18 protein-coding genes and 1 riboswitch are annotated in these 25,389 nt (G+C 73.0%); of the genes, 7 read left to right on the top strand and 11 right to left on the bottom strand.

Annotation, left to right across the window (positions count from 1 at the left end; translation table 11 throughout):
• Positions 1 to 16 precede the first annotated feature (16 nt).
• Together purH and purN are read right to left on the bottom strand one after the other, a co-directional pair.
• Positions 17 to 1,615 (bottom strand): bifunctional phosphoribosylaminoimidazolecarboxamide formyltransferase/IMP cyclohydrolase, encoded by a 1,599-nt coding sequence (gene purH / locus BIV25_RS00605; protein WP_071370066.1) that lies wholly within the window; start codon positions 1,613 to 1,615, stop codon positions 17 to 19.
• Positions 1,612 to 2,250: a phosphoribosylglycinamide formyltransferase gene (gene purN / locus BIV25_RS00610; RefSeq protein ID WP_071370067.1), complete on the bottom strand. Its 639-nt coding sequence runs from the start codon at positions 2,248 to 2,250 to the stop codon at positions 1,612 to 1,614. The genes purH and purN overlap by 4 nt, the downstream gene beginning before the upstream one ends.
• Before the next feature lie 269 nt (positions 2,251 to 2,519).
• On the opposite strand from purN, the gene BIV25_RS00615 reads away from it, so the two are divergent.
• The gene (locus tag BIV25_RS00615; RefSeq protein ID WP_071370068.1) at positions 2,520 to 3,380 is read left to right on the top strand and encodes a hypothetical protein; all 861 of its coding nucleotides are present in this window, start codon (positions 2,520 to 2,522) and stop codon (positions 3,378 to 3,380) included.
• A 27-nt stretch (positions 3,381 to 3,407) separates the two neighbouring features.
• On the opposite strand, the gene BIV25_RS00620 is transcribed toward BIV25_RS00615, so the two are convergent.
• The gene (locus BIV25_RS00620) at positions 3,408 to 5,186 is read right to left on the bottom strand and encodes a DUF6350 family protein (RefSeq protein ID WP_071370069.1); all 1,779 of its coding nucleotides are present in this window, start codon (positions 5,184 to 5,186) and stop codon (positions 3,408 to 3,410) included.
• Positions 5,187 to 5,282: 96 nt separating this feature from the next.
• On the opposite strand from BIV25_RS00620, the gene BIV25_RS00625 reads away from it, so the two are divergent.
• Complete coding sequence (locus BIV25_RS00625; RefSeq protein ID WP_071370070.1) at positions 5,283 to 6,128, top strand: RNA polymerase sigma factor; 846 nt, start codon at positions 5,283 to 5,285, stop codon at positions 6,126 to 6,128.
• A 107-nt stretch (positions 6,129 to 6,235) separates the two neighbouring features.
• Here the strand turns inward: BIV25_RS00625 and sucD are convergent, their stop codons facing one another.
• The 6 genes from sucD to BIV25_RS00655 all read right to left on the bottom strand — a co-directional run bounded on the left by sucD (position 6,236) and on the right by BIV25_RS00655 (position 14,830).
• Positions 6,236 to 7,120 (bottom strand): succinate--CoA ligase subunit alpha, encoded by an 885-nt coding sequence (gene sucD / locus BIV25_RS00630; RefSeq protein ID WP_071370071.1) that lies wholly within the window; start codon positions 7,118 to 7,120, stop codon positions 6,236 to 6,238.
• A gap of 28 nt (positions 7,121 to 7,148) precedes the next feature.
• A complete protein-coding gene (gene sucC / locus BIV25_RS00635; RefSeq protein ID WP_071370072.1) occupies positions 7,149 to 8,330 on the bottom strand; it encodes an ADP-forming succinate--CoA ligase subunit beta in 1,182 nt (393 codons plus the stop codon).
• Between the two features lie 585 nt (positions 8,331 to 8,915).
• On the bottom strand, positions 8,916 to 9,842 hold the full coding sequence (locus BIV25_RS00640) for a hypothetical protein (protein ID WP_143076556.1): 927 nt from the start codon (positions 9,840 to 9,842) through the stop codon (positions 8,916 to 8,918).
• A gap of 118 nt (positions 9,843 to 9,960) precedes the next feature.
• Positions 9,961 to 11,130 (bottom strand): VWA domain-containing protein, encoded by a 1,170-nt coding sequence (locus BIV25_RS00645; RefSeq protein ID WP_071370074.1) that lies wholly within the window; start codon positions 11,128 to 11,130, stop codon positions 9,961 to 9,963.
• The gene (locus BIV25_RS00650; RefSeq protein ID WP_071370075.1) at positions 11,127 to 13,667 is read right to left on the bottom strand and encodes a DUF5682 family protein; all 2,541 of its coding nucleotides are present in this window, start codon (positions 13,665 to 13,667) and stop codon (positions 11,127 to 11,129) included. Before BIV25_RS00650 ends, BIV25_RS00645 begins: the two co-directional genes overlap by 4 nt.
• Positions 13,664 to 14,830: an AAA family ATPase gene (locus tag BIV25_RS00655; protein ID WP_071370076.1), complete on the bottom strand. Its 1,167-nt coding sequence runs from the start codon at positions 14,828 to 14,830 to the stop codon at positions 13,664 to 13,666. Before BIV25_RS00655 ends, BIV25_RS00650 begins: the two co-directional genes overlap by 4 nt.
• 132 nt (positions 14,831 to 14,962) lie before the next feature.
• On the opposite strand from BIV25_RS00655, the gene BIV25_RS00660 reads away from it, so the two are divergent.
• Both BIV25_RS00660 and BIV25_RS00665 read left to right on the top strand, forming a co-directional pair.
• A complete protein-coding gene (locus tag BIV25_RS00660; protein WP_071370077.1) occupies positions 14,963 to 16,309 on the top strand; it encodes an SWIM zinc finger family protein in 1,347 nt (448 codons plus the stop codon).
• A 50-nt stretch (positions 16,310 to 16,359) separates the two neighbouring features.
• A complete protein-coding gene (locus BIV25_RS00665) occupies positions 16,360 to 18,045 on the top strand; it encodes a DUF5691 domain-containing protein (protein WP_071370138.1) in 1,686 nt (561 codons plus the stop codon).
• Here the strand turns inward: BIV25_RS00665 and BIV25_RS00670 are convergent.
• Positions 18,021 to 18,443 (bottom strand): cobalamin B12-binding domain-containing protein, encoded by a 423-nt coding sequence (locus BIV25_RS00670; RefSeq protein ID WP_071370078.1) that lies wholly within the window; start codon positions 18,441 to 18,443, stop codon positions 18,021 to 18,023. The genes BIV25_RS00665 and BIV25_RS00670 overlap by 25 nt on opposite strands.
• 226 nt (positions 18,444 to 18,669) lie before the next feature.
• Here BIV25_RS00670 and BIV25_RS00675 point away from each other — a divergent pair, with 226 nt between their 5' ends.
• Both BIV25_RS00675 and BIV25_RS00680 read left to right on the top strand, forming a co-directional pair.
• Complete coding sequence (locus tag BIV25_RS00675) at positions 18,670 to 19,521, top strand: triacylglycerol lipase (RefSeq protein ID WP_071370079.1); 852 nt, start codon at positions 18,670 to 18,672, stop codon at positions 19,519 to 19,521.
• 213 nt (positions 19,522 to 19,734) lie between these two features.
• Positions 19,735 to 21,168 carry a M23 family metallopeptidase gene (locus BIV25_RS00680; RefSeq protein WP_071370080.1) on the top strand — a complete coding sequence of 478 codons (1,434 nt, stop codon included), beginning with the start codon at positions 19,735 to 19,737 and terminating at the stop codon, positions 21,166 to 21,168.
• A 73-nt stretch (positions 21,169 to 21,241) separates the two neighbouring features.
• Here the strand turns inward: BIV25_RS00680 and pcrA are convergent, their stop codons facing one another.
• Positions 21,242 to 23,734, bottom strand: coding sequence for a DNA helicase PcrA (pcrA, locus tag BIV25_RS00685; RefSeq protein WP_071370081.1), 2,493 nt, complete (start codon positions 23,732 to 23,734; stop codon positions 21,242 to 21,244).
• A gap of 211 nt (positions 23,735 to 23,945) precedes the next feature.
• Positions 23,946 to 24,118: riboswitch (cyclic di-AMP (ydaO/yuaA leader) on the top strand.
• Between the two features lie 7 nt (positions 24,119 to 24,125).
• Between pcrA and BIV25_RS00690 the strand changes: the two genes are divergently transcribed.
• Positions 24,126 to 25,322, top strand: coding sequence for an NlpC/P60 family protein (locus BIV25_RS00690; RefSeq protein WP_071370082.1), 1,197 nt, complete (start codon positions 24,126 to 24,128; stop codon positions 25,320 to 25,322).
• Positions 25,323 to 25,389 lie beyond the last annotated feature (67 nt).

Raw genomic sequence — 25,389 nt, forward strand, 5'->3', positions numbered from 1 at the left:
GAGACCGCCTCGCCTGTCAGTGGAAGAAGTGACGCGTACCCGTGAAGTACATCGTCACGCCCGCCTTCTTCGCGGCCTCGACCACCTGCTCGTCACGGATCGAACCGCCCGGCTGGACGATCGCCCGGACACCCGCGCCGATCAGGATCTCGGGGCCGTCGGGGAAGGGGAAGAAGGCGTCGGAGGCGGCGTAGGAGCCCCGCGCGCGCTCCTCACCGGCCCGCTCGACGGCGAGCTTGCAGGAGTCGACACGGTTGACCTGGCCCATGCCGACGCCGACCGAGGCGCCGTCCTTGGCGAGCAGGATGGCGTTGGACTTGACGGCCCGGCAGGCCTTCCAGGCGAAGGCGAGGTCCGCCAGCTCCTCGGGGGACAGGGCCTCGCCGGACGCCAGCGTCCAGTTGGCCGGGTCGTCGCCGTCGGCCTGGAGGCGGTCGGTGACCTGGAGCAGGACACCGCCGTCGATCTGCCTGGCCTCGACCCGGTTGCAGGGCGCGCTCGGGGCCTTCAGGACGCGGATGTTCTTCTTCTTGGCGAGGGCTTCGAGGGCCCCCTCCTCGTAGTCCGGGGCGACGATGACCTCGGTGAAGATGTCCGCGACCTGCTCGGCCATCTCCTTGCTGACCGGACGGTTCACGGCGATCACGCCGCCGTAGGCCGAGACCGGGTCGCAGGCGTGCGCCTTGCGGTGCGCCTCGGCGACGTCCGAACCGACCGCGATGCCGCAGGGGTTGGCGTGCTTGATGATCGCGACGCACGGCTCGTCGTGGTCGTACGCGGCACGGCGCGCGGCGTCCGTGTCCGTGTAGTTGTTGTACGACATCTCCTTGCCGTGCAGCTGCTCGGCGGCGGCGAGGCCGCCGCCCGCGGCGGAGCCGCTACTGGATGCAGTGTCGGTGTAGAGGGCGGCCGGCTGGTGCGGGTTCTCGCCGTAGCGCAGGGTGTTCTCGCGCGCGAAGGTCGCGCCCAGGAAGTCGGGGAACCGCGACTCGTCGACGGGGGCGTAGCCGCGCGCGAACCACGAGGCGACGGCCACGTCGTAGGACGCGGTGTGCTGGAAGGCCTCGGCGGCGAGCCGCTTGCGGGCGGTGAGGTCGAAGCCGCCGTCCTTGACGGCCGCGAGAACATCGGCGTACCGGCCGGGGCTGGTGACCACGGCGACGGAGGGGTGGTTCTTGGCGGCGGCGCGGACCATCGACGGGCCGCCGATGTCGATCTGCTCCACGCACTCGTCGTCGCTCGCGCCCGAGGCGACGGTCTCGCGGAACGGGTAGAGGTTGACGACGACGAGGTCGAACGGCTCCACGCCCAGCTCGGCGAGCTGCTCGCGGTGGCTGTCCAGGCGCAGGTCGGCGAGGATGCCCGCGTGCACCTTCGGGTGCAGGGTCTTGACCCGGCCGTCCAGGCACTCGGGGAAGCCGGTCAGCTCCTCGACCTTGGTGACGGGGACGCCGGCGGCGGCGATCCGGGAGGCCGTCGACCCGGTGGAGACGAGCTGGACGCCGGCCTCGTGCAGCCCCCGCGCAAGCTCTTCCAGCCCGGTCTTGTCGTAGACGCTGACGAGCGCGCGACGGATGGTCCGCTTGCTGCTGCTGTCGCTGGTCTGGGCGGTCACTGGATAACTACCTTTCGTCCCTCAATGCGATAGCCGTTGCGGGCGAGGCGCCCCACGACCTCGACGAGCAGCCTTCGCTCGACTTCCTTGATGCGCTCGTGCAGCGCGCTCTCGTCGTCCTCGTCCCGGATCTCGACCACGCCCTGGGCGATGATCGGGCCGGTGTCGACGCCGTCGTCGACGAAGTGGACGGTGCAGCCGGTGACCCGGGCGCCGTACGCGAGCGCGTCGCGCACGCCGTGGGCGCCGGGGAAGCTGGGCAGCAGGGCGGGGTGCGTGTTGACGAACCGCCCGCCGAACCGCGCCAGGAACCGCTTCCCGACGATCTTCATGAACCCGGCGGAGACGACGAGATCGGGCTCGTGGGCGGCGACGGCCTCGGCGAGCGCCGCGTCCCACTCGTCCCGGGTGCCGTAGTCCTTGACCTTCCGCACGAAGGTCGGCAGCCCGGCACGCTCGGCCCGGACGAGCCCTTCGATGCCGTCACGGTCGGCCCCTACGGCGACGATCTCGGCGCCGTACCGATCGGCTCCGGTGCGCGCGATCTCGTCGAGGAGCGCCTGAAGGTTGGTGCCGGATCCGGAGACCAGCACGACGAGGCGCTTGACCGCGGGGGCAGCGGGGGTGGCGGCCACGGTGGGGCCCTTTCTCGGTTCTGTTCGGCTTTTCCCGGTCTTGTACATTCGTACGAATGCTTCGCGCCCCTGGATACGGGGAACCCTACGAAGCAGCCGACCGCCAGCAACGATACCGGCACACTGGACGGCCCCCTCGGGACGGGGGCGTGGCCGGAAGGTAGCGTTCGGGAGGAACCGGCTCGGGAACGCGCGCGTTGTGCCATGCGTTTCCGGGGTGGAAGCTCACGTCGGACAGCCGAATTCACCCAGGGGAAGACGCTCTCTTGATGCCCGATCGCAGCCTGCGACTCCGCACGTTCACTCCGCGCCCGGCCCGGGGAGGCGAGAGCGAGCGCGGCGCCGCGCTGCTGCGAGAGCGGCCGTCCTCGCCGCCGCAGGCTCCGCGCGCAGGCCAGGACGGCGCGGGGCACGGCGAGGGCCACGGCGCGGGACAGCAGGACGACAACCCCTTCGCGCCGCCCCCGGAGGGCACCCCGGACAACCCGTGGCGGCCCCGGCACCACGCAGGATCCCCTGGTTCGGGCTCGGGCTCGGGCTCGGGCGACTCCGGCGGCGGCTCCGGTAACGGCGGTCGGGGCGGCGGCCCCGAGCGCGGCTCCCCGTGGGGCAACCAGTGGAGCGACCGGCAGCCCGGCCGCTCCGCCGGCGGCGGCTTCGGCGAGCGGCCCGGTCCCGGCGGCGGCTCCCAGGGCCCCGGCGGCGGCCAGAGCGGCGGCGGCATGCGCTGGGACCCGACGGACCCGGCCCAGCGCCGCGCCCGTTACGCACTCCTGTCGGGCATGTGGGCGGTCTTCTTCGCCCTGTTCAGCTGGCCGTACGTGGCCCTGCTGCTGGGAGTGCTGGCCCTCTACTGGGGTGTCAGCGCCCTGCGCGCCAAGCCCCGCACCCCGGGCCCGGACACCCCGCCGGCCCCCGGCGCCGGCCGCCCCCAGATAACGGCGGCGGTGGGCGGCCTGGTGACGGCGTCCCTGGCTTTGATGCTCGTCGCCTCGACCTTCACGGTCCAGTTCGTCTACCGCGACTACTACACATGCGTGAACGACGCCCTGACCCACGAGGCCAAGCAGTCCTGCGACACCCTGCTGCCGCAGCAGCTGCGCGGCGTGCTGGGGGTCGGGAACAGCTGAAGTGCCCCCTGCGGAGCGCGAGTTGGGTCAGGGCGCTTCGGTGGGGGGAGGCGGGGGCACGTCCTCCGGATCCGGTGCGGGCGCGTCGAGCTCGTCGGCCGCTCCGGACTCGTCGGCCGCTCCAGGCTCGGTGACCTCGGGGATCTCGTCCGCCGTTCCGCTCCGGGCGGCCGTCTCGTGCAGGGCCGCCCAGCGGGAGGTGCGCGCGAGGTCGTCGTGCCAGCCCGGAGGGTACGGGTCCTCGGCCGGGAGGAAGTCGTACAACTCCTCCTCGGGGGCGCCGGGCACGACGGACCCGGACTCGGCCTCCTTGCCCTTGGCCCCGTCGCCGGTCTCGGGCTGCCCCGGCCTCGCGGCCGTGGACCTGGCCGCCGCCCTGTCCTTCCCCTGCGCCTCGGCCTCCGTCTGCCCTCTCCCCCCGTCCTGCGCCGGAATCTCCCCGCCCCGCAGCCACCACGTCCGCAGCCGCCACGCCCGTACCACCAGCGCCACCGGCATCCCGAACACCGCCGTCCAGGCCCCCGCCGCACCCCCGGTCAGCCAGCCCACCGGCCCGAAGCGGGCCAGCGCCGCCACGCCCAGCGGGCCACCGGACAGCTCGGCGAGGACCATGCAGCCCGCCCCGCAGACCAGCGCCGTCAGCAGGACCACTCCGGCGGTGCGCGCCGCCGACCAGCGGGCCGACGCCCGCTCCCCCGGCCGTGCCGGCTGCTCCAGCGCGCCTCGCGCCACGAACCACCCCGCCGTCAGCCCGGCCACCACCGGCACCGCCCCCGCCGCCCAGTTCAGCCGCGACCCGGCCCCCGCGTCCGGCACTGCCGCCAGCAGCGGGAACGGCGGCAGCAGCGGGGCCGGATGTGAGGCGAAGGGATGCACCAGGTGCCCGGCGCCGAGGAGGAAGCCGGGGCCGAGAGCGTACGACGCGGCCCACATCGCCGCGTTGGGGATCAGCGCGATCCCGAGCAGCAGCACGGCACACCGCCCGGTCCAGCCCTCCGTCAGCTGGAGGAACGACGCCCGCGCCGCCCCGCCGTGCCACACCGTCGACGCCCCGACCAGCGCCGCCCCGCCGCCGAGCAGCACGGCCGCGGCCGCACCGGCGGCCCGTACGGCCGTGCCCAGCCGCCGCCACCCGTCGGTGCCGGACACCGGCCGCCGCAGCCGCTCCGGCAGCATCCGCCACACCTTCAGCACGGGTTCACGCGGACGGCCGTGCGCCGTCCACACCCCCACCGCCGCCGTGACCGCCACGACGAGCGGCAGGGACACCGTCACCCACAGCCACGAAGGCCGCAGTTCCGCGCCCGCGCAGTACAGGGCGGCCGGGACACCGACGGCGAGATAGCCGAGGACCACCCCCGTCCACACCGTGCGCGCGGGCACCAGCGGCGGCGCGTCGGCGTCGCAGCGGAGGTCGAAGCCGGAGTCGGAGTCGGCGGGCGCGTCGACGCCGTCCCGGGCCGCCCGGTAGACCAGCCACACCGGCAGCGCGAGCAGCAGCAGCGGGGTCACCCCCACGGGCATGTGCGCACCGGAGAGCGTGTCCGTACGGATCAGTTCGACGCCGTGCGCCAGCAGCCACAGCGCGGCGGCGACATGCAGCGCGCCGCCCGGACCGCTGTCGGGATACGGCGACAGGACCCACAGCCCCATCACGAGCACGGCGAGCGAGCCGAGCCCCAGCCCTGCCGCGACGGCGCCGCCCAGGAGGCTCGCGGCCAGTCCGGGCGAGCGGTCACGCAGCCGGGTCAGCAGGGTCGACAGCGACGGTCGGCGGCGAGCGGTCATCAGGGTCACGTCCGCCATGCTGCCAACGACACACGCTTTCCCGTCGTAACAGGCGAACCTCCGTAGTGTCGCTCAATATACTTTTATGTTCATTTTCGTACGGAAGGGTGCACGGTGACGACGCTTCCCCGGGTTCCCTCGCCCGTCTCTCCGCCCGAGTCCCTGACACCCGCTCAGGCCTTCGACGCGCTGTACGGGTTCTGCGCCCCCGCCCTCGTACGCCAGGCCTACCTGCTCACCGGGCGCCGGGAGCTGGCCCGCGAGGCGGTGGAGCGGGCGTTCCAACTGGCCTGGCAGCGTTGGCCCGAGGTGGCCCGGGACCGCGATCCGGCGGGCTGGGTACGGGCGGTGGCGTACGACTGCGCCCTCTCCCCCTGGCACCGCTTCCGCCCTCGCCACCGGCACCCGGAGCCGCCGCCCGCCGACCCGGCCGACCGCGCGCTGCTGCACGCCCTGCTGAGGCTGCCGCCGTCGTACCGGCGCACCCTCCTGCTCTACGACGGTGTGGGCCTCGACCTGCCGGAGACGGCGGCGGAGACGGAGGCCAGCACCCCGGCGGCCGCCAACCGGCTGACCCATGCCCGGCAGGCCCTGGCGGACCGCGTCCCGGAACTGGCCGACCCCCGCTCCCTCCACCGCCGGCTGCTCGGACTGGCCTCGGCCGAACGGCTGCGGGCCGCGAGGCCGGCCACGGTACGGACCGTGAGCGAACGCCGGAACGCCTTCTGGACCCGGGCGGCGATCACCTTCACCGTGGCGATCATCGGCGCGACGACGCTCACGCTGCGGACCGCCCCGACGCACTACGAGGCGCCGGTCGCTCCCGCGCAGGCCGTGGGCGGCGTGCCGCCCCGGATGGCACCCGGTCCGCTCTCCCCGGCGCAGCAGGCCCTGCGGACGAAGCTGCGGCGCGCGTCGGAGCGGAGCGGGCCCGAGCGGGTGGTACCGCTGGCCGGATGAACCCCGTCGAGCGGGAACAGCGGGGACGGTGAGGGCGGTGGGAGAAACGGCGGCAGGCCCGCCCCCACCGCGGGGACGGGCCTACCGGTGCTCTGCTGCTGAGAAGGTCAGCCGCCCAGGATCTCGCGGGCGAGCTTGGCCGTCTCGGTCGGGGTCTTGCCGACCTTGACGCCCGCGGCCTCCAGGGCCTCCTTCTTGGCCTGCGCGGTGCCGGAGGAGCCGGAGACGATGGCGCCGGCGTGGCCCATGGTCTTGCCCTCGGGCGCCGTGAAGCCCGCGACGTAGCCGACGACCGGCTTGGTCACGTTCTCCTTGATGAACGCGGCCGCGCGCTCCTCGGCGTCGCCACCGATCTCACCGATCATCACGATCAGCTCGGTCTCGGGGTCGTCCTGGAACGCGGCCAGGGCGTCGATGTGGGTGGTGCCGATGATCGGGTCACCGCCGATGCCCACGGCCGTCGAGAAGCCGATGTCACGCAGCTCGTACATCATCTGGTACGTCAGCGTGCCGGACTTCGAGACCAGGCCGATACGGCCCGGCTTCGTGATGTCGCCCGGGATGATGCCGACGTTCGACTGGCCCGGGGTGATGATGCCGGGGCAGTTCGGGCCGATGATGCGGGTCTTGTTGCCCTTCTTGCCGGCGTACGCCCAGAAGGCGGCCGTGTCGTGCACGGCGATGCCCTCGGTGATCACGACGGCCAGCGGGATCTCGGCGTCGATGGCCTCGACGACCGCGTCCTTGGTGAACTTCTCCGGCACGAAGATCACGGAGACGTTCGCACCGGTCTCCTTGATCGCCTCGGCGACCGTACCGAAGACCGGTACCTCGGTGCCGTCGAAGTCGACCTTCTGGCCGGCCTTACGGGGGTTCACGCCGCCCACGACGTTGGTGCCGTCGCCGAGCATGAGCTTGGTGTGCTTCATGCCCGTGGCGCCGGTCATGCCCTGGACGATGACCTTGCTGTCCTTGTTGAGCCAGATAGCCATGGTGTGTTGGTGTCCTCGTCCTGAGTGCTTACTTGGCGGCGTGGGCCAGCTCGGCGGCCTTGTCGGCCGCGCCGTCCATGGTGTCGACGCGCTGCACCAGCGGGTGGTTGGCGTCCGTGAGGATCTTGCGGCCCAGCTCGGCGTTGTTGCCGTCGAGGCGGACGACGAGCGGCTTCGAGACGTTCTCGCCGCGGTCCTCCAGGAGCTTCAGGGCCTGGACGATGCCGTTGGCGACCTCGTCACAGGCGGTGATGCCACCGAAGACGTTGACGAACACGGACTTGACGTCCGGGTCGCCGAGGATGATCTCCAGGCCGTTCGCCATGACCTGGGCGGAGGCGCCACCGCCGATGTCCAGGAAGTTGGCGGGCTTCACGTTGCCGTGGTTCTCACCGGCGTACGCGACGACGTCCAGGGTGCTCATGACGAGACCCGCACCGTTGCCGATGATGCCGACCTCGCCGTCGAGCTTGACGTAGTTGAGGTTCTTCTCCTTGGCAGCGGCCTCGAGCGGGTTGGCCGCGGCCTTGTCGTGGAGCTCCTCGAAGTCGGGGTGACGGAACTCGGCGTTGTCGTCGAGCGACACCTTGCCGTCGAGGGCGATGACGTCGCCGGAGGCGACCTTCGCCAGCGGGTTGACCTCGACCAGGAGGGCGTCCTCCTTGATGAAGGTGTCCCACAGCTTGACGAGGACGTCCGCGACCTTGTCCGCGACCTCGGCCGGGAACTTGGCGGCCTCGACGATCTCGCGGGCCTTCTCCGGGGTCACACCGTCGATCGGGTTGATCGGCGTCTGGGCGACGGCCTCCGGGGTGTCCTTCGCCACCTCCTCGATCTCCATGCCGCCCTGGACGGAGGCGATGGAGAGGAAGGTGCGGTTGGCGCGGTCCAGGAGGAAGGAGACGTAGTACTCCTCGAGGATCTCCGGGGCGGTCTCGGCGATCATGACCTTGTGGACCGTGTGGCCCTTGATGTCCATGCCGAGGATGTTGTTGGCGTGCTCGACGGCCTCGTCCACGGAGGCGGCCAGCTTGACGCCGCCGGCCTTGCCACGGCCACCGACCTTCACCTGAGCCTTGACGACGGACTTGCCACCCAGGCGCTCAGTGGCTGCGCGGGCCGCCTCAGGCGTGTCGATGACTTCACCGGCCAGCACCGGTACATCGTGCTTGGCGAAGAGGTCCCTCGCCTGGTACTCGAACAGGTCCACGCGCTTCCGTCCCTATCAGTGATCTCGCGGTTCGTTGGATGCGTGGGCGTGCCGCGAAGGGCAACGTGACGTCCGCTTGTCACAAGGGAGGCGCACACGGTGTCCGAGCGCGCGGCATGTCCGTCTCGCAGGTTATCTCCGCTCGCGGGGGCTCCCTAAATCGAGGGTCACACACGAGCGGTGATACCTGTCACATGATGCCGGGTTCCGTGGCACGGCGTGCCGTGCCCGGGCGCGATGTGCGAGGCCTCACCGGGCTGGGGTTGGCCCGGTGAGGCCTCTGGGCCGGCCCCGGTGGTTCCGGGACCGTGGCGGCCGGCCTCCACCCCATATGGGGACCGGCCGCCTCACCCGTGGGGCCCCACCCGAACGGTCCGACGGCATTCGGCCGTCCGGGTCCGGACACCTCACGGAAGCGGGTCGGGCCCCTGCGGTATCGGTCGGTGATGAATCAGAGACGGATCAGCAATGGATCAGTGACGCATCAGCGACGGAGCAACGACGGATCACCGGTGATCGGAGGCGATCAGGTGGCGGTGACCGGTCATCGGCGACCGGCGGGGCCCGAAGCAGGGGCGTACGGGTCTAGCCGGGGAAGACGGGGATGTCCCGGTGCCGTTCCCGGGTGCGGGGCGCATCGGTGCGCACGGCGGTGCCGGGCACGAGCCGCAGAGGGGCACGGTGACCGAGGGCGACGGCATACGCGTCGGCGTGACGGGACGCGGTCCCGTCGGTCGCCTGCTTGCCCGGTACGCCGTTCGGGGTACCGGCGGGCACGGGACGGCCGGGGCCCGCGACGGCGTCGGCGGTGCCGTGGTGCGCGGAGGAACGCGCGGGGTGCGGGGGGTACGGGGAGTACGGAGACAGGGAGGTGGCCTCCGGACCGTACGAGGTGAACGGCGCCGGCACGGCCGGGGCTACGGCCGCGGCGTCGGTGCGGGGATGCGGGTGCGCCGGGGCCGACGGGGCGACGGGGCTCGCGGGCCGGCTCGCCGTAGCGGTGCCCTGCCCCTGCGGGCGCGGCACCGCCTGCGTCGGGTCCGGCAGCGGGAGGGAGGGCGGCAGGACGCGGCCGGTCGTGCCCTCGACGGTCCGGGCGACGGTGGACACCGTTCCGGTGAGCGTTCCGGTGAGCGTGGACACCGTCCGGTTCACCGCGGGCACGGCCTCGGTGACCGTGGACACCGTGCCCGTCACCGTGGACACCACGCCTTGTACGCCTCGTGCGCCCTGCACGTCCTGCGCGGCCGTCCCGGAGTCCGACGATGTCGTCCCGGGGTGCGACGACGTCAGGGGCAGTACGGACGTCACGGGCGCCGCGGACGTCACGGACGTCACGGACGTCGCCGTTCCCCGCACCACCGCCCCGTCGGCCGCGTGTGCCTGCTCACCGAAGACGAACCCCAGCGCGAACAACCCGCCGACCAGCAGCGCCAGTTGGAGCGCACGCCGCCCGGCCGCCGTACGCAGCACACGCACGGTGGTTCCAAGGAGGGCGGCGGAAAAGGTCAAGGAGACTAACGTCCTCGGATCGGCATGGCAGGGACTCCACCGATCCTTCACGGCACCCCCAAGTCCGCGCAAGCCCCGTGTTACCGATGGGTAGCCATATCCCCTTTCGCTCCTCCTGTCACGCGGTGTCCGGTATAGGCAGTGGTCGCTTCTCCAGGGCCGCCGCCATCACCTCGGGGAACAGGTCGGGCGTACAGGCGAAGGCCGGTGCGCCGAGTGCGGCGAGCGCCGCCGCGTGCTCCCGGTCGTACGCCGGCGCACCCTCGTCCGACAGTGCGAGCAGCGCCACGAACTGCACCCCGGACGCCTTCATCGCCGCGACCCGCTTGAGCATCTCGTCGCGGATGCCGCCCTCGTAGAGGTCGCTGACCAGCACGACCACCGTCTCGGCGGGACGGGTGATCTGCGCCTGGCAGTAGGCGAGCGCCCGGTTGATGTCCGTGCCGCCGCCGAGCTGGGTACCGAAGAGGACGTCGACCGGATCGTCCAGCTGGTCGGTGAGGTCGACCACCGCCGTGTCGAAGACGACCAGCCGGGTGCTGATCGACCGCATCGAGGCCAGCACCGCCCCGAACACCGACGCGTGGACCACGGACGCCGCCATCGAACCGGACTGGTCGATACAGAGGACGACCTCCTTCCTCACCGACCGCGCGGCCCGCCCGTATCCGATGAGCCGCTCCGGCACGACCGTGCGGTACTCGGGCAGGTAGTGCTTGAGGTTGGCCGCGACGGTGCGGTTCCAGTCGATGTCGTGGTGGCGTGGGCGACTGACCCGGGCGCTGCGGTCCAGGGCACCGGTGAGGGTGGCCCGGGTGCGGGTCGCGAGCCGCTTCTCCAGGTCCTCGACGACCTTGCGGACGACCGCGCGCGCCGTCTCCTTCGTCGTCTCCGGCATCGCCTTGTTGAGCGACAGCAGCGTGCCGACCAGATGCACGTCGGCCTCCACCGCCTCCAGCATCTCCGGCTCCAGCAGCAGGGCGGAGAGACCGAGCCGGTTGATGGCGTCGCGCTGCACGACCTGGACGACGGAGGACGGGAAGTAGCGGCGGATGTCGCCGAGCCAGCGTGCCACCGACGGCGCCGAGGCCCCGAGACCGGCCGAACGGTCGCGCCCCGCCTGCGGTTTGTCCCCCTTGCCGTAGAGCGCGGCGAGCGCGCCGTCCATCGCCGCGTCCCGACCGGACAGCGCGCATCCGGTCCCGTCGGCCTGCTCCCCGCCGAGCACCAGCCGCCACCGCCGCAACCGCTCCTGCGCCGGGTCACCGGTGATCGGTTCGATTGTCATGTGCCCACCCCCGCGAAGCTGTTGTCGTCGGTCGTCCCCCTCGGCCGCCCGTACCGGTCCGGGCCAGGATCCTGGCCGAGCAGCAGCCGCAGCACCGGAAGCACGGCGTCGGCACGCTCGGGGTCCGGCTCTGCGGCGAAGCCCGGTACCGTCCCCGGCCCTGCCGCCCGGCCGGCGGTCCGCTCGCCCGGTCCACGCCGGAGCAGTTCGCCGAGGGTTCTGCGCACTCCCGGCTCGTACGCCGCGAACGTGCGTCGCAGCAGCGGCAGTACGTCCGTGAACGCCTCCGCCGGCACCCTCGTCAGCCAGCCGTCGACCAGGCCGAGCAGCCGCTCGTCGTGCACCAGCAGCAGCCCGCCCCCGCCGCCGACGAAACCCTCGATCCAGGCGGCCGCGTCGGCGGGCGGTGTCCCCGGCGACAGGGCGAGCCCCATCAGCCGCGCCGCTTCCTCGGGCCCCAGGACGCCGTCGTCCAGCAGCAGCCGCACCGCCCGGCCCCGCAGCACGCCGGCCACCGTGTCACGCAGCGCCAACGCCCGCAGCACGGCCCGCCACCGGTCCCGCAGCCCGCCGGATCCGGCGCCTCTGCCATCGCCCGCGCCACCGCTCCCGCCGCCGGTGCTCGCGGCGGCCGGTGTCTCCGCCAGCAGCCCCACCGCGGCGTGCACGGCGTCCACATGGCCGCGCATCTCCTCCGCCGCGTCCGTGTCGAGCGCGGCGCAGGCCGGTGGCAGGCCGACGAAGATCCGCTCGGCGAGGCCCGCCGCGACCCCGGCCAGCGCGCCGGTGTCGGTGCCCCGCACATCGCCGTAGCGCAGCGAGCGGACGAGCGCGGGCATGGCCTCGGCGAGCCGGCCGACGTCGGTGTCGAGCGCGGCACGGTCGGCCAGCACCCGCATGACCACGGGCAGGGCCTCCGGCAGCTCCGCGAGCAGGCACTGCTCGGCGAGCACGGTGACCTCGGCGAGGCTGCGCGCGGACTCCGCGTCCGCCTCCGCCCTGGCCCGCGCGGCGCCCGGTACGGTCGTCCCCCACACGCCCGCCTCGGCGACCCGCACCGACAGCTCGGGCTCCCAGCGCAGCCGCCAGGTCTCCCGGAAGGTGCCCGTGCTCCCCCGCGACCGGGCGGGCACGCCCCAGCCGACGCCGAGCAGCCGCAGCCGGTGCAGGAGTCTGCTGCGGGCGGCGTCCGTCTCCCCGCGCAGGTCCAGCTCCAACTCCCGCTCCAGCGCCTCCGGTTTGAGCCGGAGCGAGCGCTGCTGCCGGACCAGGTCGCGCTGGAGCGGCACCGCCGGGGCCGACTCCGGCACCTCTCCCAGCGCGTCCCCGACGACCAGCCGGTCGTGCACCAGCGCCAGCGGCACCTCGGAGCCGTCACCCAGCACCGCGCGCACGGCGTCGGTGGTCTCGCTCAGCCCGGGCAGCGGGCGGCCACGCAGCGCGGCCAGGGTCTCGGCGAGCCGGACGGCCTCGATGACATGGGCGGAGGAGACGATCCGGTCCTCCTCGCGCAGCAGCCTCGCCACCTTGGTCAGCCACCGCTCGACCGGCCGGTCGGGGGCGTGGAACAGATGGCCGTACCAGCCCGGCGAGTCGATGCCCGCGCCGTAGCCGCCGGCCCGGGCGAGCCTGCGGTGCGTCCACGGCACCCAGGTCAGGTCCGTCCTGACCTTGGGCAGCCCCTTCAGCAGGGCACGGTCGGCGGTGACGGTGGTCTTCGCGCGCAGTGCGGGCACGTGCCAGGCCCCGCAGACCACTGCCACGTCGTCCCCGAACTCCTTGCGCGCGGCACGCAGTCGGAGCCGCATGTGCGCCTCGCGCACGAGGTCGCGCGCGTGCCCGCCCGCGCCGTACCGCTCGCGCAGCGCGCCCATGGCGTCCTCCAGTGCGGCGAACGGCGCGAAGGGATCCCGCCCGCCCGGGCCCCGGTACTCGACGGCGTCCTCCCACCAGCGCTCGGGGTCGTCGTACCCGGCGGCCTCGGCGAGCACGGCGAGCGGATCGCCCCTGACCTGGCGGGCCGGACCACCGGCTCCGGGAGCGCCGCCGACGCCCTGCGCGTCACCCCTTTCGCCCGCGGCGCCCGCGTTCTCCTCGCTGCCCGCGGCCCCCACGCCCTCCTCGCCGCCTGCCTCGGCCGGGGCCTCCCCTTCCCCGGTCCCGTCGGCAGACGCGTCCCGCCCCTGCCACGCGAGCGTGTGCGTGGCCGGCAGGTCGATGAAGCGGGCCGCGGCGCCCTGCTCCAGGGCCCAGCGGATCGCCACCCATTCGGGGCTGAACTCGGCGAACGGCCAGAACGCGGAGCGGCCGGGCTCGTCCACGGCGTGGGCGAGCAGGGCGACCGGGGGCCGCAGGCCGGGGTCGGCGGCCAGCGGGATCAGCGCGTCGGCCTCGGGCGGGCCCTCGACGAGGACGGCTCGGGGACGGGCGGCGGCCAGCGCGGCCCGCACCGCGCGCGCGGAGCCGGGCCCGTGGTGCCGCACACCGAGCAGGAGGGGGCCGGGGGCGTGGGCCCCGGGCCGGCGCGTGTCGTTCATGCACTCACCTCCCGGCACGCGCGGTAGAAGTCCGTCCAGCCCTCGCGCTCGCGGACGACCGTCTCCAGGTACTCCTGCCAGACGACCCGGTCGGCCGCCGGATCGCGGACGACCGCGCCGAGGATGCCGGCGGCGATGTCGCCCGGGCGCAGCACGCCGTCGCCGAAGTGGGCGGACAGGGCGAGCCCGCTCGTGACGACGGAGATCGCCTCGGCCGTGGACAGCGTGCCGCTGGGCGACTTCAGCTTCGTGCGGCCGTCGGCGCTCACGCCGTCGCGCAGCTCGCGGAAGACCGTCACGACACGGCGGATCTCCTCGATGCCGTCGGGCGCGGCCGGCAGGTCGAGGGAGCGGCCGATCTGCTCGACCCGGCGGGTGACGATGTCGACCTCCGCCTCGGCGCTCTCCGGCAGCGGCAGCACCACGGTGTTGAAGCGGCGGCGCAGGGCGCTGGAGAGGTCGTTGACACCCCTGTCACGGTCGTTGGCGGTGGCGATGAGGTTGAAGCCGCGGACCGCCTGGACCTCCTCGCCCAACTCGGGGACGGGCAGCGTCTTCTCGGACAGGATCGTGATCAGCGTGTCCTGCACGTCGGCCGGGATGCGGGTCAGCTCCTCCACGCGCGCCGTCATGCCCTCGGCCATGGCGCGCATGACGGGGCTGGGCACGAGGGCGTCACGGCTCGGGCCGTGCGCGAGCAGACGGGCGTAGTTCCAGCCGTACCGGATCGCCTCCTCCGGGGTGCCCGCCGTGCCCTGGACCAGCAGGGTGGAGTCTCCGCTGACCGCGGCCGCGAGATGCTCGGAGACCCAGGTCTTGGCGGTGCCGGGGACACCGAGCAGGAGCAGGGCGCGGTCGGTGGCGAGCGTGGTGACGGCGACCTCGACGATGCGGCGCGGGCCCACGTACTTGGGTGTGATCACCGTGCCGTCCGGCAGGGTGCCGCCGAGCAGGTACGTCGCCACCGCCCACGGCGACAGCTTCCAGCGGGCCGGGCGCGGGCGGTCGTCCTGCCGGGCGAGCGCGGCGAGTTCGGCGGCGAAGGCGTGCTCGGCGTGCGGTCGCAGCGGCTGCGGATCCTTGCTTCCGCTCGCCGTCGCCTCGCTCCCGCTCGCTTCGCCGGACGTCACTTCGACGGACGTCGCTTCCACGGACACAGACATGGCTGAGGCCCCCTCCAGCTCGGCCGGTTCGGATCTGGCATCCACCGTGCACCACGCCACTGACAATCGCTCTGACCTGCACAAACGTCCACGCAGGGCCGATTGTCAGTGGCGGGACCTACCGTCGGAGACATGACTGAGCAGGGGGTGCGCCGGACCGCTGAGCAGGTGCTGGCACTGGCGCCTGACGCCGCGTCACGCACAGCGGGGAGCAAGCTCGGCACGGCCGGTCCGTGGTCCGAGACGGGCAGTGGAGAGGGGACGGTGTGGGGACTGTGCAGGGGCAGTGGGAGCAGGCCGTACCAGACGGTGGTGGACCTGGCCGGACCGGCGTACAAGTGCAGTTGTCCGAGCCGTAAGTTCCCGTGCAAGCACGCGCTCGGGCTGCTTCTGCTGTGGGCGGGCGGCGACGGCGCGGTGCCGGCGTCCGCCGGACCGCCGGGGTGGGCCGGGGAGTGGCTCGCCGGCAGACGCGGCCGGGCCGAGGGCGGACCGGCCCGGGGCGACGGGGGTTCCGCGTCGGGGCCCGCCGATCCCGAGGCGGCGCGGCGGCGGGCCGAGCGGCGGGCCGAGCGGGTCACCGCGGGCGCGACGGAGCTGGAGCAGCGCCTCGCCGACCTGCTGCGCGGCGGCCTGGCCTCGGCCGAGCAGGCGGGGTACGGGGCGTGGGAGGAGACGGCGGCCCGCATGGTCGACGCGCAGGCGCCCGGACTCGCGGCGCGGGCCCGGGAGTTGGGGGCGATACCGGCGTCGGGGCCCGGCTGGCCGGCCCGGCTGCTGGAGGAGTGCGCGCTGCTGCATCTGCTCGACCAGGGCTGGCTGCGCCGCCACACGCTGCCGGACGCCCTCGCTGCCACGGTCCGTTCCCGGCTCGGCCTGCCCGCACCGGCGGACGGCCCGCCGGTGCGCGACCGCTGGCTGGTCCTCGCCCAGTACGACACGGTGGACGCGAAGCTGACGACCCGCCGGATCTGGCTGTACGGCGCCGCCTCGGGCGACGCCCGGCTGCTGCTGTCGTACGGCCCCGCGGGCCGGGCCCCGGAGCTGTCCCTGCCGGTCGGGCTGGCGCTGGACGCGGAGCTGTCCGGTCACCCGGGAGCCGGCCGGGCCCGGGCGAGCCTGGGCGAGCGCCACGCCCCGCCGGCTCCCGCCGCGTTCCGCCCGCCGGGCGTGTCGACGGCGGACGCGGCGGACCGGTACGGCGCGGCGCTGCGCGACGATCCCTGGCTGGAGTCGGTCCCGGTGACGCTGGAGCGGGTGATCCCGGTCCCCGACGGCGGCACGTGGCAGCTGGCCGACGCCGACACGGACACGGCCCTGCCCTTGACCCGGACCGCCCGCTCCCGCCCCGGCCTGTGGCGCCTGACCGCCCTGTCCGGCGGCGCCCCGGTGACGGTCTTCGGCGAATGCGGCCACCGCGGCTTCACTCCGCTCACCGCCTGGGCGGCGGGGGCGGACGAGGCGGTGCCGCTGTGCTGAGCCGGTCCGAGACGGAACGGAACGCCCTGAGCCATCAGGAGGGGGACGACATGAACGCGACATCGGCCGCCCGGACCGGCGCGGATCCCACGGTTTCCTGGGACGACCTGCTCACCGCCGCCCTGCTCGGCACCGACCGGCGCCCCTGGGCGGGTGCCGCGCCCGGCCGGGAGGCTCCGACGGCGCTGCTGGACGCAGCCGCCGTCGCGACCGTACGGCGGCGGGCCGGGCTACGCCCCGCGCGCGCGGCCCGGCGGCCGGAGCCGGCGCCCGAGGACCCGCGCCCGGTCCTGCCCGCCGCGGCGGCCCGCCGCCTCGCCTCGCTGCTGGCCGACCGCTCCGGCGCGGCGAGCGGCGGGCGGCGGGGCAGCGCCCCGGACCTCATGGAGCTGCTCCCGCAGTGGCTCGCGGCGGCCGTCGAGCACGGGTACGCGGCGCCCCCGCAGGCGCTGCCCGCCCTGCTGGACGCGGCCCGGGGGCGCACCGACCTGCGTCCGGCGGCGCTGGCCTTCGCCGGTCCGCGCGCCCTGTGGCTGGCCCGGTTGAACACGGACTGGCGCTTCGCCCTGCGCGCGGCCCCCGGCGGCGGTGCCGCACTGCCCGGCCCCGGCGACGCCGAGGCGGTGGAGCGGCTGTGGCAGGAGGGGCTGTTCGCCGAGCGGGTGGCGCTGCTGGGCGCACTGCGCGCGCGTGAACCCGCGCTCGCGCGTGACCTGCTGGCGTCGACCTGGCCGAAGGAACGGGCGGAGGACCGGCTGATGTTCCTCGACACACTGCGCGCGGGCCTCGCCGCCGGGGACGAGCCGTTTCTGGAGCAGGCACTGGGTGACCGCAGCCGCAACGTCCGTGCGACGGCCGCGGAGCTGCTGTCGGCGCTGCCGCACTCGGCGCTGGCCGCGCGCATGGCCGTACGGGCGGCGGCCTGCGTGGCCCTCGACCGGACGGGACCCGTGCCGGCGATCGCGGTCGAGCCGCCGTTCGAGTGCGATTCGAGCATGGAGCGCGACGGTGTGACGGCCACACCTCCCGTAGGCAGAGGAGAACGCTCATGGTGGCTCGGGCAGTTGGTGGAGGCCGCCCCGCTGGACAGCTGGCCGGAGCGGCTCGGCGGACGCACCGCGCGGGACATCGTGGCGCTGCCCGTGGCGGACGGCTGGCAGGACGAACTGCACGCGGCCTGGTGCCGGGCAGCGGTGCGGCAGCGGGACGCCGGCTGGTCAAGAGCCCTGCTCGGCGCGCCGTCGGCGCCGGAGGCGGGCGGGCCGGGGGCGGTGTCCCTGGCGGAGCGCGCGAAGCTGCTGGCGGCCCTGGAGCCGGCGGAACGGGCCGCGTGGGTGGGCGGGTTCATCGCGACACACGGTCTGTCGGAGGCGTTCCAGCTGCTGGGGGTGTGCGCCGTGCCCTGGGCGCCGCCGCTGGGCCGCTCGGTCGTGGACGCGCTCAACATCGCGCGCGACGCGGGCAGTTACCCGTGGAGCTTCAGCGGGGTGATGGGACTGGCCGAGCGCTGCCTGGACCCGGCGGAGGCCGCGCGGCTGGAAGGACTGCTGGCGATACCCGACGAGCGGGAGGACGCGGCGCCGGGAGCCGGAGGCTACTGGGCGGAGGCCTTCCAGCGGCTGGTCACGACGCTGCGGCTGCGAGCGGCGATGGCGGACGAGCTGGCACCGCCCGGCGTCCCCCGCGTACCCCGCCCGGACGGGCCGTCGGTTCAGCCGCCGGACGCGGTCGGCTGATGCGCGTTCTCGCGCACCCACTCCACGATCGACGCCGTGGTCGCCCCGGGGGTGAAGATCTCCGCGACGCCCTTCTCCTTCAGCGGCGCGATGTCCTCCTCCGGGATGATGCCGCCGCCGAAGACCAGGATGTCCTCGGCCTCGCGCTCCTTGAGCAGGTCGATCACCGCGGCGAACAGCGTGTTGTGGGCGCCGGAGAGGATGGACAGGCCGATCGCGTCGGCGTCCTCCTGGATGGCGGTGTCGACGATCTGCTCCGGCGTCTGGTGAAGGCCGGTGTAGATGACCTCCATACCGGCGTCGCGCAGGGCACGCGCGATGACCTTGGCACCACGGTCGTGGCCGTCGAGCCCCGGCTTGGCGACCACCACGCGGATCGGACCGGCTGCCACACCCATCACTGCCTCCATCAGACGATCCCGGAAGCGATCGCTTCCGGCCACAACGACAAGTACCGCACTTTTGGCGCGTTCCGCCACCCGTCGCGAAGTGAACGAACGTTATCTCCAGCATCCCGCAACCGGCAGTTTTACGGTGCGCAGCGAGGGGGAAATCACACGGTGGGACATGAGGGCACACGGGGGGACGGAGCCGTCCTCCGGCGTGCCGACAGGAGGTCGGCCCATGAAGGTCACCGGATTACTGCCACTCTCTCTTGCGATCTACCGGCGCCTGTGGCCGGGAAGACTCGCCGGACTGTCCATGGCGCTGCTCAAGGCGACCGCCCTCGAGGCCGCGATCCTGGCCGGCCACCTCCTGCTGTATCCGACCGGGTTGATCCAGGAGCGCCGCTCCCCGGCCCTGCCCGCGCAGGACGGCACCGCCCGGCTTCCCGTCCGCTCCGGCCCGCCGGTCGTTCTGCTGCACGGCTTCATCGACAACCGCTCGGTGTTCGTCCTGCTGCGCCGCAGCCTCGCCCAGCACGGCCGGCAGCGCGTCGAGTCGCTCAACTACTCACCCCTGACCTGTGACATCCGCACCGCGGCCGAGTTGCTCGGGCGGCATGTCGAGGAGATCTGCGAGCGCACCGGCAGCGCCCGCGTCGACATCGTGGGCCACAGCCTCGGCGGGCTGATCGCGCGGTACTACGTCCAGCGCCTCGGCGGCGATCTGCGGGTGCGCACCCTCGTCACCCTGGGCACCCCGCACGCGGGGACCCGGGTGGCGCCGCTCGCCGACGCCCATCCGATCGTGCGCCAGATGCGGCCCGGTTCCGGGGTGATCGAGGAGCTGACCCGGCCCGCGCCCGGCTGCCGTACGCGGTTCGTCAGCTTCTGGAGCGATCTGGACACCATCATGGATCCGGTAGAGTCGGCCTGCCTCGACCACCCCGACCTCGATGTGCAGAACGTCCAGGTGACCGGCATCGGGCATCTCGCCCTGCCCGTGCACCCCGCGGTCGCGGCCGGAATACGCGAGGCCCTCGACACGGCGCACCCCGGGGACGCGCTCGCCGGCGGTCTGACGGTGGCGTGACCCACGGATGGCCTTGAGGTGACCGACAGTCACCCCACGTCGAACGCACATCGAACTCTCGGCCAAACTCGTGTCCGGCGTCCCCCGAAAGACCGCCGATTGCCCGTTTCCGGCCAACGCGAAACCGGCTGAAGATTGTCGCGCCCAGGTACCGGCGGGTACAGTCGCCGCACTGCTCTGGCAGCCCCTGTTGTCGAGGCGAAAGAGAAGTTGGTGAACGACCGTCACCCGCCGGGGATCATGACCACCCCGGCCCCGGCTTCCGACGCCTCCTCCGCGCACTACGGCCACACGCCGTACGGGACGCACGAAGCCCCCTACGGCGACTTCACCACGTACGGCGGCTACGACACCACCGGTTTTGCGCACGCCCACGACACCACCGGCACCTTCCACGGCGACCCGCTCTTCGGCAGCCTGCCCGGCGCACAGACCACCGGCGCCTACGACACGACGCAGTGGCAGACGGGCACGACGCCGTACTACGACGCGTACGCGGCCCAGCACCACGCCGCCTACGACTCCGGCGTGCACGACGCCACCGCCTGGACCGTCCCACCACAGGCCACGGGCCATGACACCGGCGGAGAGTGGGACACGAGCGGCTGGCTGCAGCCCGAGCAGCCCGGCGGCATGACCCAGCAGTGGGAGTGGGACACCCAGAGCTTCGAGACCGGCGCGTACGACGCCACCCAGTGGAACTCCCCCGGGCAGGCCGGAGAGCCGTTCGACCAGCAGGCCACCGCCACGTTCGAGCAGGTCGGCGACCCGACCGCGGCCTTCCCTCAGACGGGGTACGGCGCCGACGGTCCGGTGGGCACCGGAACGGATGAACCGGCCGCCGTGAACGGCCTGTTGGAGGACCAGGAAGAGAGAACGCCGACGACCCGCGCGGGCGCGCGCAACGCCGCGCGGTCCCGGCGCCGTACGCCCGCCAAGCGCTCCGCGCTGCTGACCGTCGCCGTGCCCTCGGCCTGTGTGATGGGCGTCGCCGGGATCGCCGTCGCCTCGGTCGGCGCGTTCAGCGACGACGTCAAGGACACCACCGCCACCGCCTCGGACGCGCACGCGGTCAAGCCGGCGATCGCCAACAGCAAGCTGGACGCCCAGCTCAAGACGCTCTCCGCCGACGCCCACGACTTCGCCGACCGGGCCAGCCGGACGCAGGAGCGGATCGATCTCAAGAACCAGCAGGACCAGGACCGCAAGAAGGCCCTCGCGGAGGCCGCGCTCAAGGAGCGGCTGCGCCCCAAGTTCGTCCTGCCGGTCCTGCAGAAGGGGCTCAGCGCCTACTTCGGCCAGGCGGGCGTGAACTGGATGTCGGTGCACACGGGCATCGACTTCCCCGTCTCCTACGGCACCACGGTGATGGCCGCCACCGACGGCACGGTCACCACCAAGTGGAACAGCGCCTACGGCAACATGCTGATACTGACGGCGAAGGACGGCACGGAGACCTGGTACTGCCACCTGTCCAGCTACCGCGTCCCCTCGGGTACGTCCGTCAAGGCCGGCCAGCCGATCGCCTACTCCGGCAACTCCGGCAACTCCACCGGCCCGCACCTGCACTTCGAGGTGCACCCGGCGGGCGGAGCGGCCGTGGACCCGCTGCCGTGGCTGCGCAGCCACGACCTGGACCCGACCTGAGCCGCGTATCCCGACGTGAGCCTTGACGGTGTGGGCCCCGCCGGACCGGCGGGGCCCACACCGTCCGCCGCTCCTACAGCTTCTCGACCGGCGCGTACCGCAGCAGCAGGCGCTTCGGCTTGCCGTCGCCGAAGTCGATCGTCGCCTGGGCCTTGTCGTCGGCACCCGCCACCGCGACGACTGTGCCGAGCCCGAACTGGTCGTGGGTGACCCGGTCGCCGATCGCCAACGACACCGCCGGCTTGTCCGTCGTACGCCGCGTGGCGAACCCGGACGCGCCCGCGGCCGACGAGCGCGAGCGGGACGAGGACAGCGAGGCGGCGATCCCGGAGGCCGGGCCGGAGGAGACCGGCGCCGTCGCGCCCGTCCGCTTCCACTCCAGGTGTGCGGTCGGGATCTCCTCCAGGAAGCGGGAGGGCGGGTTGTACGACGGCTGGCCCCAGGCGCTGCGCATGGACGACCGGGTGAGGTACAGCCGCTCACGCGCGCGCGTGATGCCGACGTACGCCAGGCGCCGCTCCTCCTCCAGTTCCTTGGTCTGGCCGAGGGCGCGCATATGCGGGAAGACGCCGTCCTCCATACCGGTCAGGAAGACGACCGGGAACTCCAGGCCCTTGGCGGTGTGCAGGGTCATCAGCGTGATGACGCCGGCGCCTTCCTCGTCCTCGTCGGGGATCTGGTCGGAATCGGCGACGAGGGCCACCTTCTCCAGGAAGTCGGCCAGCGTGCCCTGCTCCCCCTCCGCGCGCTCCTGCTCGAACTCCAGGGCCACGGCGGCGAGTTCCTGGAGGTTCTCGATGCGGGTCTCGTCCTGCGGGTCGGTGGAGGACTGCAACTCGGCCAGATATCCGGTGCGTTCGAGTATGGCCTCCAGGACCGTGGCCGGTCCGGCGCCGGACTCCACGATGGTGCGCAGGTCCTCCATCAGCGTGTTGAACCGCTTGACCGCGTTGGTGGAGCGCGCGGCCATGCCGTAGGCCTCGTCCACGCGCTTGAGCGCCTGCGGGAAGCTGATCTTCTCGCGCTGCGAGAGGGCGTCGATCATCGCCTCGGCGCGCTCGCCGATGCCCCGCTTGGGGACGTTGAGGATGCGGCGCAGCGGCACCGAGTCCTCGGGGTTGGCGAGAACGCGCAGGTAGGCCAGGACGTCCCGGACCTCCTTGCGCTCGTAGAAGCGGACGCCGCCGACGACCTTGTAGGGCAGGCCGACGCGGATGAAGACCTCTTCGAAGACACGGGACTGCGCGTTGGTGCGGTAGAAGACGGCCATGTCGCCCGCCTTGGCGTCGCCCGCGTCGACCAGGCGGTCTATCTCATCGGCGACGAACTGGGCCTCGTCGTGCTCGGTGTCGGCGACGTAGCCGGTGATCTGGGCGCCGGCGCCCGCGTTGGTCCACAGGTTCTTCGGGCGGCGGGACTCGTTGCGCTCGATGACCGCGTTGGCGGCGCTCAGGATCGTCTGCGTGGAGCGGTAGTTCTGCTCCAGCAGGATCGTCGTCGCGTTCGGGTAGTCCTCCTCGAACTGGAGGATGTTGCGGATCGTCGCGCCCCGGAAGGCGTAGATCGACTGGTCGGCGTCACCGACGACGCACAGCTCGGCGGGCGGGAGGTCGTGCTCGCCCGGCGGGGTGGCGACGTTCTCGTCGGCGCGCTCGACGGTGCCGACCAGCTCGCGGACCAGTGCGTACTGGGCGTGGTTGGTGTCCTGGTACTCGTCGACCAGGACGTGCCGGAAGCGGCGGCGGTAGTGCTCGGCGACGTCCGGGAAGGCGCGCAACAGGTTGACCGTCGTCATGATCAGGTCGTCGAAGTCGAGCGCGTTGGCCTCGCGGAGGCGGGACTGGTAGAGCGCGTAGGCCTGGGCGAGGGTCTTCTCGAACCCGTCGGCCGCCTGGGCGGCGAAGTCCTCCTCGTCGATCAGCTCGTTCTTCAGATTGCTGATCTTGGCGCTGAAGGACTTGGGCGGGAAGCGCTTGGGGTCGAGGTCCAGGTCGCGGCAGACCAGGGCCATCAGGCGCTTGCTGTCGGCGGCGTCGTAGATCGAGAACGACGACGTGAAACCGAGCCTCTTCGACTCGCGGCGCAGGATGCGCACGCACGCGCTGTGGAAGGTCATCACCCACATCGCGTGCGCGCGCGGGCCGACGAGCTGCTCGACGCGCTCCTTCATCTCGCCCGCGGCCTTGTTGGTGAAGGTGATCGCGAGGATCTGGCCCGGGTGCACGCTCCGCTCGGCGAGCAGGTGGGCGATGCGGTGGGTGAGCACACGGGTCTTGCCGGAGCCGGCGCCGGCGACGATGAGCAGCGGGGAGCCGGCGTGCACGACCGCGGCGCGCTGGTTGTCGTTCAGCCCCTCCAGCAGCGCCGCCGCGTCGAGGGCGGGGCGGGGGGCGCCGTCGCGGTAGTAGGAGTCCCGGTCCGGCGGCACGTCGAACTTCCCGCCGAACAGATCGTCCGGAAGCGGCTCCGGAGCGTGGTCGTCCTCGGGCGGCGGCGGAGGCTCCTCGTCACGCCCGCGCGGGGGCTGGAGGTCCGCCAGGAAGCTGTCGTCAAAGAGGCTGCTCATCGCTCTCCGAGTCTAGGGCGCCCCACCGACAACCGGTCGCCGTCCCGGGAAGAAGACCCCGCGCGCGGAGGGGCGAACATCCCCTACACAGCGGAATCGCCCGATGACACGGACGTGATTCCCGTCTCGGATCACGAAAATGTATCGGACATATCACGCACCAACCTTCACACTAGCCACACGAGTTGGCTAGGTTGCCGTCGGGCCGCGTGCGCGGCTCCCGCCGAGTCCGGCCCGTCCCGTACGGGGCGCCCGGAGCCGGGGACCCACCGAACCTGGGGTGAATCGGCCGACTCCCGTCCGGGACGACGCCGTAGGGCAACCCTTCCGAACCACCGCCCGAACCCGACAGCTAACCCGGTAGGCGGACCATTGGAAGGAGTCGCCTCCCTTGGCGTCGCACCGCAAGCCGCGCCCCGGCGGGACCACCGCGTCGGGTATACGCACCCCCGCTCTCGCCACCGCCGCCCTCACCTCCATAGCCATGCTGTCCCAGACCGCCGAGGCCGCCCCGAGCACCGGCCACACCCGGCCGAGCCTGGAGGAGGTGGAGAAGAAGGTCGACGACCTCTACCGGCAGGCGGAGTCGGCGACCGAGAAGTACGACGCGGCCAAGGAGCGCACCGGCAGGGAGCGCGGCCACGTCGACGCCCTCCGCCAGGAGGTCGCCCGCCGCACCGACACCCTCAACAAGGCCCGCGAGGAGCTGGGTTCGTTCGCCGCGGCCCAGTACCGCACCGGCGCCGCCGCGCCGAGCACGGCCACCTTCCTGCTGGCGAACAGCCCGCAAGACTACTTCGACCAGACCCAGCTGATGAACCGGCTGACCACGCGCGAGAAGAGCGCGGTCGACGCCTACATCGGCGATCAGGCCGCCACGATGAAGAAGCGGCGGGAGGCCGCCGAGAGCCTCCAGACACTGACCACCTCGCAGCAGGACCTCCAGACGGCCAAGGCGACCGTCCAGAAGAAACTCGCCTCCGCGCGCGAGCTGCTCTCGCAGCTGACGGCGCAGGAGAAGGCGCGGCTCGCGCAGATCGAGCAGGCCAGGCAGCAGGAGGCGGCGCGCAAGGCGGCCGAGCTGGCGAAGCAGCAGGCCGCGGCGCAGGCCGAGCAGCAGAGCGGTTCGTCCGGCTCGTCGTCGGGCTCCGGCGGGTCCACGTCCACGGGCTCGACGGGCTCCACCTCTTCGGGGTCCTCGGGATCCTCCGGGTCGACCAGTTCCTACGACACGAAGGCCGAGAAGGCCCTCGCCTTCGCCCGCGCTCAGATCGGCAAGCCGTACGTGTGGGGCGCCACCGGGCCGGGCTCCTACGACTGCTCGGGCCTGACCCAGGCCGCCTGGAAGGCGGCCGGCGTCTCGCTCCCGCGCACCACGTACGACCAGGTGAACGCCGGCACCACGGTTTCCCTGGCGGATGCGCGCCCGGGCGACCTGATCTTCTTCTACGACGACATCAGCCACGTCGGTCTCTACATCGGCAACGGCATGATGATCCACGCCCCCAAGCCGGGCGCCTACGTCCGCGAGGAATCGGTGTACTACGGCGGCGAATCGATCATCCACAGCGTGGTCCGCCCGGGCTGAGCTCCGCTCCGGTTTCACGCGCGCGTGGCCGGTGCCGTCCCGGCCACGCGCGCGTACCGGCTGTTTC

The organism is Streptomyces sp. MUSC 14 (assembly GCF_001866675.1).
Lineage (GTDB): Bacteria > Actinomycetota > Actinomycetes > Streptomycetales > Streptomycetaceae > Streptomyces.

Excerpts from the sequence above, each read along its gene's own strand:
- BIV25_RS00615 (WP_071370068.1), top strand. The coding sequence starts at position 2,520 with ATGCCCGATCGCAGCCTGCGACTCCGCACGTTCACTCCGCGCCCGGCC.
- BIV25_RS00620 (WP_071370069.1), bottom strand. The coding sequence starts at position 5,186 with ATGGCGGACGTGACCCTGATGACCGCTCGCCGCCGACCGTCGCTGTCG.
- sucD (WP_071370071.1), bottom strand. The coding sequence starts at position 7,120 with ATGGCTATCTGGCTCAACAAGGACAGCAAGGTCATCGTCCAGGGCATG.
- BIV25_RS00645 (WP_071370074.1), bottom strand. The coding sequence starts at position 11,130 with ATGACAATCGAACCGATCACCGGTGACCCGGCGCAGGAGCGGTTGCGG.
- BIV25_RS00650 (WP_071370075.1), bottom strand. The coding sequence starts at position 13,667 with ATGAACGACACGCGCCGGCCCGGGGCCCACGCCCCCGGCCCCCTCCTG.
- BIV25_RS00655 (WP_071370076.1), bottom strand. The coding sequence starts at position 14,830 with ATGTCTGTGTCCGTGGAAGCGACGTCCGTCGAAGTGACGTCCGGCGAA.
- BIV25_RS00660 (WP_071370077.1), top strand. The coding sequence starts at position 14,963 with ATGACTGAGCAGGGGGTGCGCCGGACCGCTGAGCAGGTGCTGGCACTG.
- BIV25_RS00665 (WP_071370138.1), top strand. The coding sequence starts at position 16,360 with ATGAACGCGACATCGGCCGCCCGGACCGGCGCGGATCCCACGGTTTCC.
- BIV25_RS00670 (WP_071370078.1), bottom strand. The coding sequence starts at position 18,443 with ATGGGTGTGGCAGCCGGTCCGATCCGCGTGGTGGTCGCCAAGCCGGGG.
- BIV25_RS00675 (WP_071370079.1), top strand. The coding sequence starts at position 18,670 with ATGAAGGTCACCGGATTACTGCCACTCTCTCTTGCGATCTACCGGCGC.
- pcrA (WP_071370081.1), bottom strand. The coding sequence starts at position 23,734 with ATGAGCAGCCTCTTTGACGACAGCTTCCTGGCGGACCTCCAGCCCCCG.